Origin of the sequence: Brevundimonas sp., assembly GCF_046295595.1 — a bacterium.
Classification (GTDB): Bacteria; Pseudomonadota; Alphaproteobacteria; order Caulobacterales; family Caulobacteraceae; genus Brevundimonas.
The window spans coordinates 1-13235 of the sequence record NZ_JBKBMX010000033.1; the positions used below are offsets into that span (position 1 = coordinate 1).

Genomic DNA, 13235 nt, shown 5'->3' on the forward strand with positions numbered 1-13235 from the left:
CCACCATGCCGGTGGGGACCATGTCCTTGATGACGGCGACGTCGGCTGTGTCGAGGAAGAGTTTCATGGGGACGGGGTTTAGCGATCTCTCGTCCGGATGGCGAGACGTCTTCCTTCCCCCGCAAGGGGGGAAGGAGATGATCGTCGCCAGCGTCCTTATCCCCCTGCCGGTGCCGGAGGCCTTCGACTACGAGGTCCCCGAGGCGATGGCGCTCGCGCGCGGCGATCAGGTGGCCGTGCCGCTGGGGCCGCGGCTGATGCGGGGCGTGGTCGCCGAGGTGCGGGAGACGACGGGGTCGAACCGGCGGCTCAAGGCGGTGGCCGAGGTGCTGGACGATCCGCGCCTGCCGGAAAAGACGGTGGATTTCGTGGAGTGGGCGGCGCGGTGGACGCTGAGCGCGCCGGGGGAGATGGCCTCGGCGGCGCTGAAGGGGCTGCGCGCGCCGCGGCCACGGCCGGAGCGGCGGGTGCGGCGGGTCGGCCAGCGGGATCCGGCCCGGCCCACGGCGGCGCGGACGGCGGTGCTGGAGGCGCTGGGCCAGCGCGCCCTGCCGGGCCCCGAACTGGCGCGGGCGGCGGGCGTCTCGTCGGGGGTGGTCAAGGCGCTGGTCGACGAGGGGGTGCTGGAGGTCGTCGAGATCGAGGCCGTGGCCGGCTTCGACGCGCCCGATCCCGATCATGCCCCGGCGACGCTGAACGCGGACCAGGCGGCGGCGGCGGAGGTGATCGCGACGGCGACGGCGAAGGGCGGCTTCGCCCCCTTCCTGCTGGACGGGGTGACGGGGTCGGGCAAGACCGAGGCCTATCTGGAGGCGGCGGCGCGGACGCTGCGGGCCGATCCGACGGCCCAGGTGCTGATCCTGCTGCCGGAGATCGCCCTGACCCAGGCCTTGATCGAGCGAATCGCGGCGCGGTTCGGGGCGGCGCCGGCCGAGTGGCATTCGGGCGTGGCCCCGCCGAGGCGGCGGGCGGTGTGGGAGGCGGTGGTCGCGGGGCGCTGCAATATCGTCGTCGGGGCGCGCTCGGCCCTGTTCCTGCCCTACGCCAACCTGCGGCTGGTGGTGGTGGACGAGGAGCACGACGGCTCGTTCAAGCAGGAGGAGGGGCTGGTCTATCACGGCCGCGACCTGGCCGTGGCGCGGGCGCGGATCGAGGGGGCGACGGTGGTGCTGGCCTCGGCCACGCCGTCGCTGGAGACGCTGTGGAACGCCCAGCTGGGGCGGTATGGCTGGCTCAAGCTGGCGGCGCGGCACGGGGCGGCGGTGCTGCCGCAGATCTCGCTGCTGGATCTGAGGCAGAGCCCGCCCGATCCGCAGACCTGGCTGTCGCAGCCGCTGCGCGAGGCGATCGGCGAGACCCTGGCGCGGGGCGAGCAGACCCTGCTGTTCCTCAATCGGCGCGGCTATGCGCCGGTGGTGCTGTGCCGCGCCTGCGGCCACCGGATGACGGCGCCGGACACCGACAGCTGGCTGGTCGAGCACCGCTACACCGGGCGGCTGGTCTGCCACCTGACCGGCTTCACCATGCCGCGGCCCAGGGTCTGCCCGTCGTGCGGGGCGGAGGATTCGCTGGTCTCGGTGGGCCCCGGCGTCGAGCGGGTCGAGGAGGAGGTGCGTCAGCTGTTCCCCGAGGCGCGGACGGCGGTGTTCAGCTCGGACACCGTGCCCGACGGCAAGTCGGCGCGGGCGCTGATCCAGCGCATGGCCGATGGCGAGATCGACATTCTGGTGGCGACCCAGGCGGCGGCCAAGGGGCACAATTTCCCGCATCTGACGCTGGTCGGGGTGGTCGACGCCGATCTGGGGCTGAGGGGCGGCGATCTGCGGGCGGCGGAGCGGACCTTTCAACTGTTGACCCAGGCGACGGGGCGGGCCGGACGGGCGGAGAAGCCGGGGCGGGCGATCTTGCAGACCTGGACACCCGAGCATCCGGTGCTGATGGCGCTGGCGGCGGGCGACCGCGACGCCTTCGTCGAGGCCGAGATGGCCGAGCGCGAGGCGGCCGCCCTGCCGCCCCATGGCCGGCTGGCGGCGATCATCCTGTCGGGCGAGAACGCCATGGCGGTGGAGAAGGTCGCGCGGGAGCTGGCCGAGAACATCCCCAACGCCGAACGGCTGGAAGTCTATGGCCCCGCCGACGCGCCGCTGGCGCTGGTGCGCGGGCGGCGGCGCAAGCGGCTGCTGGTGCGGGCCGACCGGGATGTCGACCTGCAGGGATTTCTGCGGGCGTGGCTGGCGCGGGTGAAGGTCCCGGCGAGCGTGCGGCTGAATGTGGATGTCGATCCGTACAGCTTTCTCTAGGGCGCTGGCGCTCGCGACGCGGTCGCACGCTGCTTGAACGCGGTTTCAGGGGGCGGGACGCCGGCACGACTCTTCGCCGCTTCGGGGGAAGCGGGTGGGGAGAGAGCGGGGCGACCGGGCCTCGCCCGGTGCGGAATGTGTTTACCGTTTCGACGAGACAGACCGCCCCGCGCAGTCGTTTTCCACACGACCCTCCGGCTGGCGGCCCGATTGAGGCCTTACCGGAACATGACAGGCCATTGCTGACGCCGTCATGGGTCGGACGTGACCGCATGTAGCGGCATCGGCCCGATCCTCAAGCCGCGCGGCGAGCAAGCGGGCAGGATCCATCCCTGCCCTCGAGGACCCCCGGACTCTCCGTCGCCCGGGCTTCATCGCTCGACCACAGCCCGCCGCCATCGAGGAACGTGGATCCGACGCCCTCCCCGTTCAACGGGATGGGAGGTATTTTACGGGGGCTGGCCCCTAGTACAGACAAAACGGTTTGAGAAAAGGCTAGTGCGTTGAATAGGCTGTCTAATAATTTGATAACTAGACTATAGATTCGCCGATTGTAAGCACAGCGTCATGCCGTCCCTCTCCCGTTGGGAGAGGGCTTGAGCGCCCGGGAGCGAAGCGATCGGTTGCGCGAAAGGGTGTGGGTCGGGTGACGGCCGTCGGCGAAGCCGTGCACTGACGGGAGCGGCGGCTCACGCCGACTGAAGCAGCCGACCCACATCCGACCGGGCTCCGCCCGGCCACCTTCTCCCAATGGGAGAAGGGATGCATGGGGACCGGACTCAGACCCGGCTCTCGGCGGCGTCGGCTTCCGCCTCGGCGGCGCGGGCGCGGGCGTCGGCCTGATTGGCCTGGGCCCTGAGCTGCTGGGCGCTCTCCCGTTTGGTCGAGGCCTTGCGGCTCCACATGTTGAGGATCTCGACCCCGGCCGAGAAGGCCATGGCGGCGTAGATATAGCCCTTGGGCACGTGGGCGCCGAAGCCCTCGGCGATCAGCACCATGCCGATCATCAGCAGGAAGCCGAGGGCCAGCATGACCACGGTCGGGTTCTTGTTGATGAAATTAGCCAGCGGATCGGCGGCCAGCAGCATGACCGTGACCGCGACCAGAACGGCGACGACCATGATCGGCAGGTGATCGGTCATGCCGACCGCGGTCAGGATCGAGTCGATCGAGAACACCAGATCCAGCAGGATGATCTGGAAGATGGCCGAACCGACGTTGGAGATGACCACGTCGGCCTTATCCTTCTCCAGCAGGTCGTCGCTCGTCCCGGGGTCGACGGTGTGGTGGATTTCCTTGGTCGCCTTCCAGACGAGGAACAGACCGCCCGCGATCAGGATCATGTCCTTCCACGAGAATTCGTTGCCCATGACGGCGAAGACGGGCGCCGTCAGGCTGACGATCCAGGCGATCATCGACAGCAGGCCCAGTCGCATGACCAGGGCCAGGGAGATGCCGATGCGGCGGACCCGCGAGCGATGCTCGGGCGGCAGCTTGTTCGAGAGGATGGAGATGAAGATCAGATTGTCGATCCCCAGCACCACCTCCATCACGATCAGGGTGACGAGCGCGGCCCAGGCGGCGGGGTCGGTCAGAAGCGCGGTGATTTCGGTCATTTCATCCGGATAAGCCAGGCGGGGAGGCCGCGCCAGAATTTTTCACCGCGACAAGGCGCGTCAGTGCGCCGCGCTTGACTGGCGCCACTGGACCCGGATCGCGGGCTCGCCTAGCCAAGGACGAACCGTATTCGTTTTTCAGGTGACGCGTGCCCTCAGGTCTTGCCGCCCTTCTCGACGACGTCGCCGCCATCGCCAAGATGGCGGCCGCCTCGGTCGACGACGTGTCCGCCGCCGCCGGCCGCGCCAGCATGAAGGCCGCCGGGGTGGTGGTCGACGACGCCGCGGTGACGCCGGGCTACGCCATGGGCTTCTCGCCCCAGCGCGAGCTGCCGATCATCCGCAAGATCGCCATCGGCTCGCTGAAGAACAAATTCCTGATCCTGCTGCCCGGGGCGCTGTTGATCAGCGCCTTCGCGCCGTGGGCGCTGACGCCGCTTCTGATGGCCGGCGGGGCCTATCTCTGTTTCGAGGCGTCCGAGAAGCTGGCCGAGAAGCTGATGGGTCACGGAACGGGCGACAAGCCGATCGAGGAACTGGCCCTGTCGTCGGAAGAACAGGAAAAGAAGATGGTCGGTTCGGCGATCCGCACCGATCTGATCCTGTCGGCGGAGATCACCGCCATCGCCCTGGCGGACCTGGCGGAACACTCGCTCGGGACCCAGGCGGCGGCCCTCGCCCTGGTCGGGCTGTTGATCACCGCGGTGGTCTATGGCGCCGTGGCGCTGATCGTGAAGATGGACGACATCGGCCTGCATCTGGCCGGGCGCCCCTCGGCGGCGGCGCGGTCACTGGGACAAGGCCTGGTCCGCGCCATGCCGATGGTGCTGGCCGGGCTGGCGACGATCGGCACGGCGGCCATGCTGTGGGTCGGCGGCGGGATTCTGGTCCACGGCCTGCACGAGTATCATCTGGATCTGCTGCCTGACCTGATCGCGAGCCTCGGAAACGTCGCCGCCGGCGTCCCCCTCATCGGTCCCGCGACGGGATGGCTGGCGACGGCCGCCGCCTCGGCGGTGGTCGGCCTGGTGGTGGGCGGCGTCATCGTCGCGATCCTGCACCTTGTTCCGCGCCGCAAGGGCGCGGCCCACTAGCCCGGGTGCGGCAATCGGGCCGCCTGCGGCGGACGGCCCCGGTTGCTGTGGGGGGGTTACGGTGCTATCAGGCGCCCGGCTTAGACGGAGGGCGCGTCGCAAGACGCGTCCCCGGCGTGCTTTCTTCAAGCATTTCAGGCCTTTGATCGGCGCGCATTCCGCCGCCGGTCGACAACCCGAACGCTAACCCGCGCGGACCAGACAGTGGCTGACGATTACAGGACGACGGAAGTCGGCGGGCGCTATGCACAGGCGCTGTTCGACCTCGCTGACGAAACGGGCGTTCTCGACGCCGTGCGCGCCGATCTGAAGTCGCTGCGCGCCGCGTGGACCGACAGCGCCGACCTGCGTCGGCTGGCCACCTCGCCGGTCATGGCGGCGGAGGATCAGCAAAAGGGTCTGGTCGCCATCGCCGATGCGGCGAAGTTCCACGGCGTGACCCGCAACTTCCTCGGCCTGCTGGGCCAGAACGGCCGCGCCGGCGACCTGCCCGGCGTGATCGCCGGCTTCGAGTCCCTGTATGCGAAGAAGATGGGCGTCGTCGCCGCCGAGGTGGTTTCGGCCCAGGCGCTGAGCGCCGCCCAGATGAAGGCCATCCAGTCCGCCCTGCGCGCCTCGCTGGGCAAGGACCCGGAAATGACCGCCCGCGTCGATCCGTCGATCCTGGGCGGCCTCAAGGTCAAGGTGGGGTCGAAACTGTTCGACGCCTCGCTGAAGACCAAGCTCGACCAGATGAAGTTCGCCCTCAAACGGGCCTGACCCCAACACTCGCGATCCCGACGGGGTCGCGCTGACAAGACGATAACAGAGAGCCTGTCATGGACATCCGCGCCGCCGAAATCTCGGCCATCCTCAAGTCGCAGATCGCCAATTTCGGCGTTGAAGCGGACGTGTCCGACGTCGGCCAGGTGCTGTCGGTCGGCGACGGCATCGCCCGCATCCACGGTCTGGACAAGGTCCAGGCCGGCGAGATGATCGAATTCCCCAAGGCCGGCGTGAAGGGCATGGCCCTGAACCTCGAGCGCGACAACGTCGGCGCCGTGATCTTCGGCGCCGATGCGCAGATCGCCGAGGGCGACGAGGTCCGCCGCCTGGGCGAGATCGTCGACGTGCCGGTCGGCAAGGGCCTGCTGGGCCGCGTCGTCAACCCGCTGGGCGAGCCGATCGACGGCAAGGGCCCGATCCAGTTCACCGAGCGTCGCCGCGTTGACGTCAAGGCGCCGGGCATCATCCCGCGCAAGTCGGTGCACGAGCCGATGCAGACCGGCCTGAAGGCCATCGACACCCTGATCCCGGTCGGCCGCGGCCAGCGCGAGCTGATCATCGGCGACCGTCAGGTCGGCAAGACCGCCGTGGCGATCGACACCATCCTGAACCAGAAGTCGATCAATGTTGACGGCGCGGCGGAAGGCGACAAGCTGTACTGCATCTATGTCGCCATCGGCCAGAAGCGCTCGACCGTGGCCCAGATCGTCAAGACGCTCGAGGAGCGCGGCGCCCTGGACTACACCATCGTCGTCGCCGCCACGGCCTCGGAGCCGGCCCCGCTGCAGTTCCTCGCCCCGTTCTCGGGCACGGCCATGGGCGAATATTTCCGCGACAACGGCATGCACGCCCTGATCGTCTATGACGATCTGTCCAAGCAGGCGGTGGCCTATCGTCAGATGTCGCTGCTGCTGCGCCGTCCGCCGGGCCGCGAAGCCTATCCGGGCGACGTCTTCTATCTGCACAGCCGACTGCTGGAGCGTTCGGCCAAGCTGAACGCCGACTATGGCTCGGGCTCGATGACCGCCCTGCCGCTGATCGAGACCCAGGCCAACGACGTCTCGGCCTATATCCCGACGAACGTGATCTCGATCACCGACGGCCAGATCTTCCTTGAGTCCGACCTGTTCTACCAGGGCATCCGCCCGGCCGTGAACGTCGGCATCTCGGTGTCGCGGGTGGGCTCCTCGGCCCAGACCAAGGCGATGAAGAAGGTCGCCGGCTCGATCAAGGGCGAGCTGGCCCAGTATCGGGAAATGGCGGCCTTCGCCAAATTCGGTTCGGACCTCGACGCCTCGACCCAGAAGCTGCTGGCCCGCGGCGCGCGCCTGACCGAGCTGCTGAAGCAGCCGCAGTACAGCCCGCTGACCATGGAAGAGCAGGTCGTCTCGGTCTACGCCGGCACGCGCGGCTATCTGGACGGCATCGCGGTGGGCGACATCGGCCGCTTCGAGACCGAGCTGCTGGCCCGGATCAAGTCGTCGAACGCCGGCCTGCTGGACGGCATCCGCACCAAGAAGGACCTCACCGCCGAGCTCGAAGCCGAGCTGAAGTCGGTGCTGGACGCCTTCCTCAAGACCTTCGCCTGAGACCGGCCCGGATAGCGAGAGAGTAGCCCCGGATGGCCAGCCTCAAGGAAATGCGCAATCGGATCGGAAGCGTGAAGTCCACGCAGAAGATCACGAAGGCCCTGAACATGGTCGCCGCGGCCAAGCTGAAGCGCGCCCAGGACCAGGCCGAGAGCGCCCGTCCCTATGCCCGCAAGATGGCCGCCGTGATCGCCAATCTGGCGGCCGGGGTGTCGGGCGACGACGCCCCGCGCCTGCTGGCCGGCACCGGTTCGGACCAGAAGCACCTGATCGTCGTCGCCACCGGCGACAAGGGTCTCGCCGGCGGCTTCAACACCAATGTCATCCGCGCCGCGCGCGAGCGGATCAAGACGCTGCTGGCCGAGGGCAAGGACGTGCGGATCGTCGCCGTGGGCCGCAAGGTTCGCGACGGCCTGTCGCGCCTCTATGGCGACCGGCTGGTGCGCACCTTCGAGATGAGCGACCACAAGGTCATCGGCCTGGCTGCGGCGGAGCCGATCGCGGCCCTGATCGCCGAGGAGTTCGAGGCCGGCAACGCCGACGTCGTGACCCTGTTCTACAGCCGCTTCCAGTCGGTCATCTCGCAGGTGCCGACGCCGAAACAGCTGATCCCGGCGGTCGTCGACGGCGACGCCCCGCCGATCGACCTGAACGGCGCGGTCTATGAGTACGAACCCTCGGAAGAGGACATCCTCGAGACCCTGCTGCCGCGCAACATCACCACCCAGGTGCTGGCCGCCCTGTACGAGAACCAGGCCAGCTTCTTCGGGGCGCAGATGGGCGCCATGGACAACGCCACGCGCAATGCGGGCGACCTGATCAACAGCCTGACCCTGCAGTACAACCGCAAACGTCAGGCCCAGATCACCACCGAACTGATCGAGATCATCGCCGGCGCGGAGGCGCTATAAGGCAAAACGTGATACCCTGGCCGGGTCGAAAGGAAACGCCGTGACGGACGACATCGCTCATCTGATGCTCGAACATCTGAAAGCCCTTCGCGCGGGGCAGCAGGAGATTCGGCTGGAGCTGATGGACATCAAGTCCCGGGTGACCGCGATCGAAAGTCACTTCGGCCAGTTGACCACCCAGTATGCCGGGCAGAGCGCCCGCCTTGACCGTGTCGAGGAACGACTGGGCCGCATCGAACGCCGCCTCGACCTCGTCGAAGCCTGACCCTTTCCGACAAGACCTTTAGAAGAAGCCGCACCGCCATGACCGACACCGTCGCCCCGAAGAAACCCGCCCCCCGCAAGCCGGCCGCTCCCAAGGCTCCGAGGGCCGCCGCCGCCACCGGCAACGCCGCCTATACGGCCGGCACCGGCACGGGCAAGATCGCCCAGGTCATCGGCGCCGTCGTCGACGTCGAGTTCGAGGGCCAGCTGCCGGCGATCCTGAACGCCCTGGAGACGCAGAACGTCGACCAGAAGACCGGCCAGCCCTTCACCCTGGTGCTGGAAGTCGCCCAGCACCTCGGCGAGAACATGGTCCGCACCATCGCCATGGACACCTCGGAAGGCCTGACGCGCGGCCAGCCGGTGACCGACACGGGCACCTCGATCCTGGCCCCGGTCGGCCCCGGCACCCTGGGCCGGATCATGAACGTCGTCGGCGCGCCGATCGACGAACAGGGCCCGATCCAGACGACCATGTACCGCCCGATCCACCGCGAGGCGCCGAGCTTCGAGGAGCAGTCGACCTCGTCGGAAATCCTCGTCACCGGGATCAAGGTCATCGACCTGATGTGCCCCTACACCAAGGGCGGCAAGATCGGCCTGTTCGGCGGCGCCGGCGTCGGCAAGACCGTGACCATGCAGGAGCTGATCAACAACATCGCCAAGGCTTACGGCGGTTATTCGGTGCTGGCCGGCGTGGGCGAGCGCACCCGCGAGGGCAACGACCTGTATCACGAGATGATCGAGTCGAACGTCAACGTTGATCCGACCAAGAACGGCGGCTCGACCGAGGGTTCGAAATGCGCCCTCGTCTACGGCCAGATGAACGAGCCTCCCGGCGCCCGCGCCCGCGTCGCCCTGACGGGGCTGGCCCAGGCCGAGTATTTCCGCGACGAAGAGGGCAAGGACGTCCTGCTGTTCGTCGACAACATCTTCCGCTTCACGCAGGCCGGTTCGGAAGTGTCCGCCCTGCTGGGCCGCATTCCCTCGGCCGTGGGCTATCAGCCGACGCTGGCGACGGAGATGGGCAACCTGCAGGAGCGCATTACCTCGACCAAGAAGGGCTCGATCACCTCGGTCCAGGCCATCTACGTCCCCGCCGACGACCTGACCGACCCGGCTCCGGCCGCCTCGTTTGCCCACCTTGACGCCACGACCGTGCTGAGCCGCGACATCGCCGCCCAGGCCATCTTCCCGGCCGTCGATCCGCTGGACTCGACCTCGCGGATCATGGACCCGCTGGTGATCGGCGACGAACACTACCAAGTCGCCCGTTCGGTCCAGGAAGTGCTGCAGCAGTACAAGGCGCTGAAGGACATCATCGCCATCCTCGGAATGGACGAGCTGTCGGAAGAGGACAAGCTGGTCGTCTCGCGCGCCCGCAAGATCCAGCGCTTCCTGTCGCAGCCCTTCTTCGTGGCCGAGCAGTTCACCAACGCCCCGGGCAAGTTCGTGTCGCTGGAAGACACCATCCGCTCGTTCAAGGGCATCGTCGCCGGCGAATACGACCACCTGCCGGAAGCGGCCTTCTACATGGTCGGCGCCATCGAGGAAGCCGTCGAGAAGGCCCAGAAGCTGGCCGCGGACGCCGCCTGATGGCCGGCAAGCTGAGCTTCTCGCTGGTGTCGCCCGAGCGCGAGGTCTTCAACGGCCTCGTCGATCAGGTCGACGCGCCCGGCGTCGAGGGCGACTTCGGCGTGCTGGCCGACCACGCCCCGTTCATGACGGCCCTGCGCGAAGGCGTGGTCACCATCATCGACCGCGGTTCGCGGCGTCAGTTCGAGGTGCACGGCGGCTTCGCCGACGTCACCCCGGCCGGCCTGACCATCCTGGCCGAACAGGCCGCGGAAGTGGCGGCGGCGTAGTTTCTTGTCATCCCGGACGCGGCGCCGCCGCGATCCGGGACGCGCCAGCCCTCAACGAGTCTCCTCCCGGAAGGCGCAGCCTGTCCCGGAGTCGGGATGAAGCCGATCGTCGCCCGGGTCAGCTCTGCGAGCTGCCCGGGCGTTCTTGATTTAGGAGCGTCCCGTCCCGGCTCTCCGCTTCGCGTCGGCCGGGATGACAAGGCGCCCGCGCTTGACCCCGGCGTCGGAGGTCCTAGACAGCCCCTGCAAGACGAGGCCACGTCCTCGCTCCCGCGCCGATCCAGTGTCGGCGGGACCAAGTCCGGGACGGCCCGGCCCTTTGCGAGGAGGGCCGAACCATGGCCTGGACCTATCTGATCATCGCCGGCCTGCTGGAAATCGTCTGGGCCTATTTCATGAAACAGTCGCTGGGCTTCACCCGGCTGTGGCCGAGCGTGGCGACGCTGGGCTTCATGGTGGTCAGTTTCGGCCTGTTGTCGCTGGCGATGAAGTCGCTGCCGATGGGCACGGCCTATGTGGTGTGGACCGGGATCGGGGCGGTCGGGGCCTTCATCGTCGGGGTGGTGTTCCTGCAGGAGCACCTGAGCCCGATGCGGGTGATCGCGGCCCTGCTGGTGCTGGCGGGGCTGGTGATGTTCCGGCTGGCGCCGGGGGAGTGATTAGTGGCTAGTGGTTAGTGATTGGCCGACGGCTGTGCGACGGCGCGGCCCGCGCCGCCCTTCCGCAGGCAGGGATGCAGCAATCATCAACCACTAATCACCAATCACTAACCACCCCTAGACCACCAGCGGCGCGAACAGGGCGACGACGGTTTCATAGGCCGGGCGTTTGAAGGGGACGACGAGGGCGGGGGCTTCGGCGAGGGAGCCCCAGCGCCAGGCGTCGAACTCGATGTCACCGTGGGCCTCCAGATCGATCTCGGACTCGTCGCCGGTGAAGCGGAAGGCGAACCATTTCTGCTTCTGGCCCTCGAAGCCGCGCGCCTGTTTCGAGCCGCCGTAACCGGCCGGGAAGGCGTAGGCGATCCATTCCTCCGATTTCGCCAGCAGCTCGACCGAGGTGACGCCGGTCTCCTCGGCCAGTTCGCGGCGGGCGGCGGCCTCATAGTCCTCGTCGTCGTCGACGCCACCCTGCGGGAACTGCCAATTGTGCGGTCCCGGCGTCCCGGCGCGACGCCCGTACCAGACCCGGCCGTCCGGGTGGAACAGGACGACGCCGACGTTGGGGCGGTAGCGGGAGAGGTCGGTCATGGATGAGGCATCAGGCAGCAGGCAGCAGGGACGAAGAGGATTGTTGCTTAGCGGAGACGCGCGGCGCTGTCCCGCTGCCCGCTGCCTGCTGCCTTATCTTCCCGGCCGGTTCGCCAGGGCCGAGGCCGGAGCCAGTTGCAGGCCGCGGGCTTCGAGGCCGGCGGTCCAGCGGGCGGTGGCCTCGACGGTGACGGGGTAGCTGAAGCCCGTGCCGAGGGCCTGGCCGCGCGCCTTGGCGAGGGCCTCGAGGGCGGTCAGCTGGCCCATGATGGCGGTGGGCGACTGCTGCTGGTCGACGATGCGGTTCGCGCTGGCGCGGGCCCAGGCGCCCGGGCGGCGGCTCATCGAGCCGTCGTCGAGGAAGGCGACGCCGCGCTGGCGCAGCACGGTCATGAAGGCGGTCATGCCGGCGTCCGAGGTCATGAACTGGTCGCCGAGATAGTTGGTGACGCCGAAATAGCCGGTCGCGCGGCCCAGCAGCCAGTTCATCTTGGCCTGGATGTCGGCGGCGTCGGCGTTGGCCAGCAGGGTGTAGGGGCCGGGGTCGTTGGCCGGATAGCCCGACGGCTCCATCGGCATCTCCAGCATGACCTCGTGGCCCTGGGCGCGGGCCAGGTCGATCCAGCCCTGCAGACCCTCGGCATAGGGGACGAAGCTGAGGGTGACCTCGGCCGGCAGGCGTTCGATGGCGGCGCGGGTGGTGACGGCGTTGAGGCCGAGGCCGCCGACGATCAGGGCGACGCGGGGATTGCCGTTGGCGACGAAGGGCCGGGCATAGGCCTGGGCCGGGACGCGGCCGTCGGCGGCGATGCGCGGCAGGGGGCCGTCGGGGCCGGGCTGGCTGAGGCCGGCGATGGGGGCTTGCGGCAGCGGGCGGGCGGCGACGCGCGGGGCGGTGACCGGGGCGCCCGCGCCCGAGACGGTGGCGCCGTCGGGCAGGGTGATGACAGCCTCGCCCGTCAGGGTCGGGTCGGCGCCGTCGGCGGTCAGGTCCTGATAGAGGCCCGAACCATCCAGCGAAAAGGCCTCCAGCCCGGTCGGGACGACGGCGGGGGCGGCGGCCGGGCGGTTGAGGGCGACGCGGGCCGAGGGGGCCCCGGCGCGCGGGTCGCCGAGCACGGTGACGAACAGGGCGGCGGCGCCCAGCAGCAGGACCCCGGCCCCGGCGACGGCCACCGGCGGCTTCTTCGCCACGCGGACCAGACGGTCGAGGGTTTCGCCCATGGGACGGCGGGCGGGCGGAGCGCCCGCGGTGGCGGCGAGAACGGACTGGCGCTTGGCGAACATGGGCAACAAACTGGCGCTCGAACCGGGGTCCGCGGGACGGACTCCTTCGAGGCCCACATTGGCCCGGCGTCGGTTAAGAAAGCCTAACGGGGTGTTAGGCATGTGGTGGGGGCTAGGGTCTAGGGTCTAGGGTCTAGGGTCTAGGGTCTAGGGTCTAGGGTGGCAGGGGAGTTGCCCCTAGCCCCTAGCCCCTAGGTTCTGAACCCATAAAGCTTGCGGTGACCCGGTCTCGCTGATTCAAGGATTCCGGAAGGAGCCTTGGCATGGCGCGATACGATCTGAGCGAGGTGGAGT

General features: G+C 68.8%; 12 protein-coding genes. 9 read left to right on the forward strand and 3 right to left on the reverse strand.

Features of this window, described 5'->3' with window-relative positions; all coding sequences use genetic code 11:
- Nucleotides 1-137 precede the first annotated feature (137 nt).
- Nucleotides 138-2300 (forward strand): primosomal protein N', encoded by a 2163-nt coding sequence (locus ACK4JY_RS14620; RefSeq protein ID WP_409606838.1) that lies wholly within the window; start codon nt 138-140, stop codon nt 2298-2300.
- Between the two features lie 779 nt (nt 2301-3079).
- Here ACK4JY_RS14620 and ACK4JY_RS14625 read toward each other — a convergent pair.
- Nucleotides 3080-3916 (reverse strand): TerC family protein, encoded by an 837-nt coding sequence (locus tag ACK4JY_RS14625; RefSeq protein ID WP_409606839.1) that lies wholly within the window; start codon nt 3914-3916, stop codon nt 3080-3082.
- A gap of 149 nt (nt 3917-4065) precedes the next feature.
- On the opposite strand from ACK4JY_RS14625, the gene ACK4JY_RS14630 reads away from it, so the two are divergent.
- The 8 genes from ACK4JY_RS14630 (at nt 4066) to ACK4JY_RS14665 (ending at nt 11063) form a co-directional block, all read left to right on the forward strand.
- Nucleotides 4066-5010 carry a DUF808 domain-containing protein gene (locus tag ACK4JY_RS14630; RefSeq protein WP_409606840.1) on the forward strand — a complete coding sequence of 315 codons (945 nt, stop codon included), beginning with the start codon at nt 4066-4068 and terminating at the stop codon, nt 5008-5010.
- 204 nt (nt 5011-5214) lie between these two features.
- The gene (locus ACK4JY_RS14635) at nt 5215-5769 is read left to right on the forward strand and encodes a F0F1 ATP synthase subunit delta (RefSeq protein ID WP_409606841.1); all 555 of its coding nucleotides are present in this window, start codon (nt 5215-5217) and stop codon (nt 5767-5769) included.
- Nucleotides 5770-5828: 59 nt separating this feature from the next.
- On the forward strand, nt 5829-7364 hold the full coding sequence (gene atpA, locus ACK4JY_RS14640; RefSeq protein WP_409606842.1) for a F0F1 ATP synthase subunit alpha: 1536 nt from the start codon (nt 5829-5831) through the stop codon (nt 7362-7364).
- A gap of 32 nt (nt 7365-7396) precedes the next feature.
- Nucleotides 7397-8275: a F0F1 ATP synthase subunit gamma gene (locus tag ACK4JY_RS14645; protein WP_409606843.1), complete on the forward strand. Its 879-nt coding sequence runs from the start codon at nt 7397-7399 to the stop codon at nt 8273-8275.
- 40 nt (nt 8276-8315) lie between these two features.
- A complete protein-coding gene (locus ACK4JY_RS14650) occupies nt 8316-8540 on the forward strand; it encodes a hypothetical protein (protein ID WP_409606844.1) in 225 nt (74 codons plus the stop codon).
- A 38-nt stretch (nt 8541-8578) separates the two neighbouring features.
- Nucleotides 8579-10135, forward strand: coding sequence for a F0F1 ATP synthase subunit beta (gene atpD, locus ACK4JY_RS14655; protein WP_409606845.1), 1557 nt, complete (start codon nt 8579-8581; stop codon nt 10133-10135).
- Nucleotides 10135-10404: an ATP synthase F1 subunit epsilon gene (locus ACK4JY_RS14660; RefSeq protein WP_409606846.1), complete on the forward strand. Its 270-nt coding sequence runs from the start codon at nt 10135-10137 to the stop codon at nt 10402-10404. Before atpD ends, ACK4JY_RS14660 begins: the two co-directional genes overlap by 1 nt.
- 338 nt (nt 10405-10742) lie before the next feature.
- Nucleotides 10743-11063 (forward strand): DMT family transporter, encoded by a 321-nt coding sequence (locus ACK4JY_RS14665; RefSeq protein WP_409606847.1) that lies wholly within the window; start codon nt 10743-10745, stop codon nt 11061-11063.
- A 117-nt stretch (nt 11064-11180) separates the two neighbouring features.
- Here ACK4JY_RS14665 and ACK4JY_RS14670 read toward each other — a convergent pair whose 3' ends face one another.
- Both ACK4JY_RS14670 and ACK4JY_RS14675 read right to left on the reverse strand, forming a co-directional pair.
- The gene (locus ACK4JY_RS14670) at nt 11181-11654 is read right to left on the reverse strand and encodes an RNA pyrophosphohydrolase (RefSeq protein WP_409606848.1); all 474 of its coding nucleotides are present in this window, start codon (nt 11652-11654) and stop codon (nt 11181-11183) included.
- A 93-nt stretch (nt 11655-11747) separates the two neighbouring features.
- A complete protein-coding gene (locus tag ACK4JY_RS14675; RefSeq protein ID WP_409606849.1) occupies nt 11748-12941 on the reverse strand; it encodes a divergent polysaccharide deacetylase family protein in 1194 nt (397 codons plus the stop codon).
- Nucleotides 12942-13235: the final 294 nt, after the last annotated feature.

Coding starts and splice junctions, on each gene's coding strand:
- ACK4JY_RS14670 (WP_409606848.1), bottom strand. CDS start 11,654: ATGACCGACCTCTCCCGCTACCGCCCCAACGTCGGCGTCGTCCTGTTC.
- atpD (WP_409606845.1), top strand. CDS start 8,579: ATGACCGACACCGTCGCCCCGAAGAAACCCGCCCCCCGCAAGCCGGCC.
- ACK4JY_RS14675 (WP_409606849.1), bottom strand. CDS start 12,941: ATGTTCGCCAAGCGCCAGTCCGTTCTCGCCGCCACCGCGGGCGCTCCG.
- ACK4JY_RS14620 (WP_409606838.1), top strand. CDS start 138: ATGATCGTCGCCAGCGTCCTTATCCCCCTGCCGGTGCCGGAGGCCTTC.
- ACK4JY_RS14625 (WP_409606839.1), bottom strand. CDS start 3,916: ATGACCGAAATCACCGCGCTTCTGACCGACCCCGCCGCCTGGGCCGCG.
- atpA (WP_409606842.1), top strand. CDS start 5,829: ATGGACATCCGCGCCGCCGAAATCTCGGCCATCCTCAAGTCGCAGATC.
- ACK4JY_RS14665 (WP_409606847.1), top strand. CDS start 10,743: ATGGCCTGGACCTATCTGATCATCGCCGGCCTGCTGGAAATCGTCTGG.
- ACK4JY_RS14645 (WP_409606843.1), top strand. CDS start 7,397: ATGGCCAGCCTCAAGGAAATGCGCAATCGGATCGGAAGCGTGAAGTCC.
- ACK4JY_RS14660 (WP_409606846.1), top strand. CDS start 10,135: ATGGCCGGCAAGCTGAGCTTCTCGCTGGTGTCGCCCGAGCGCGAGGTC.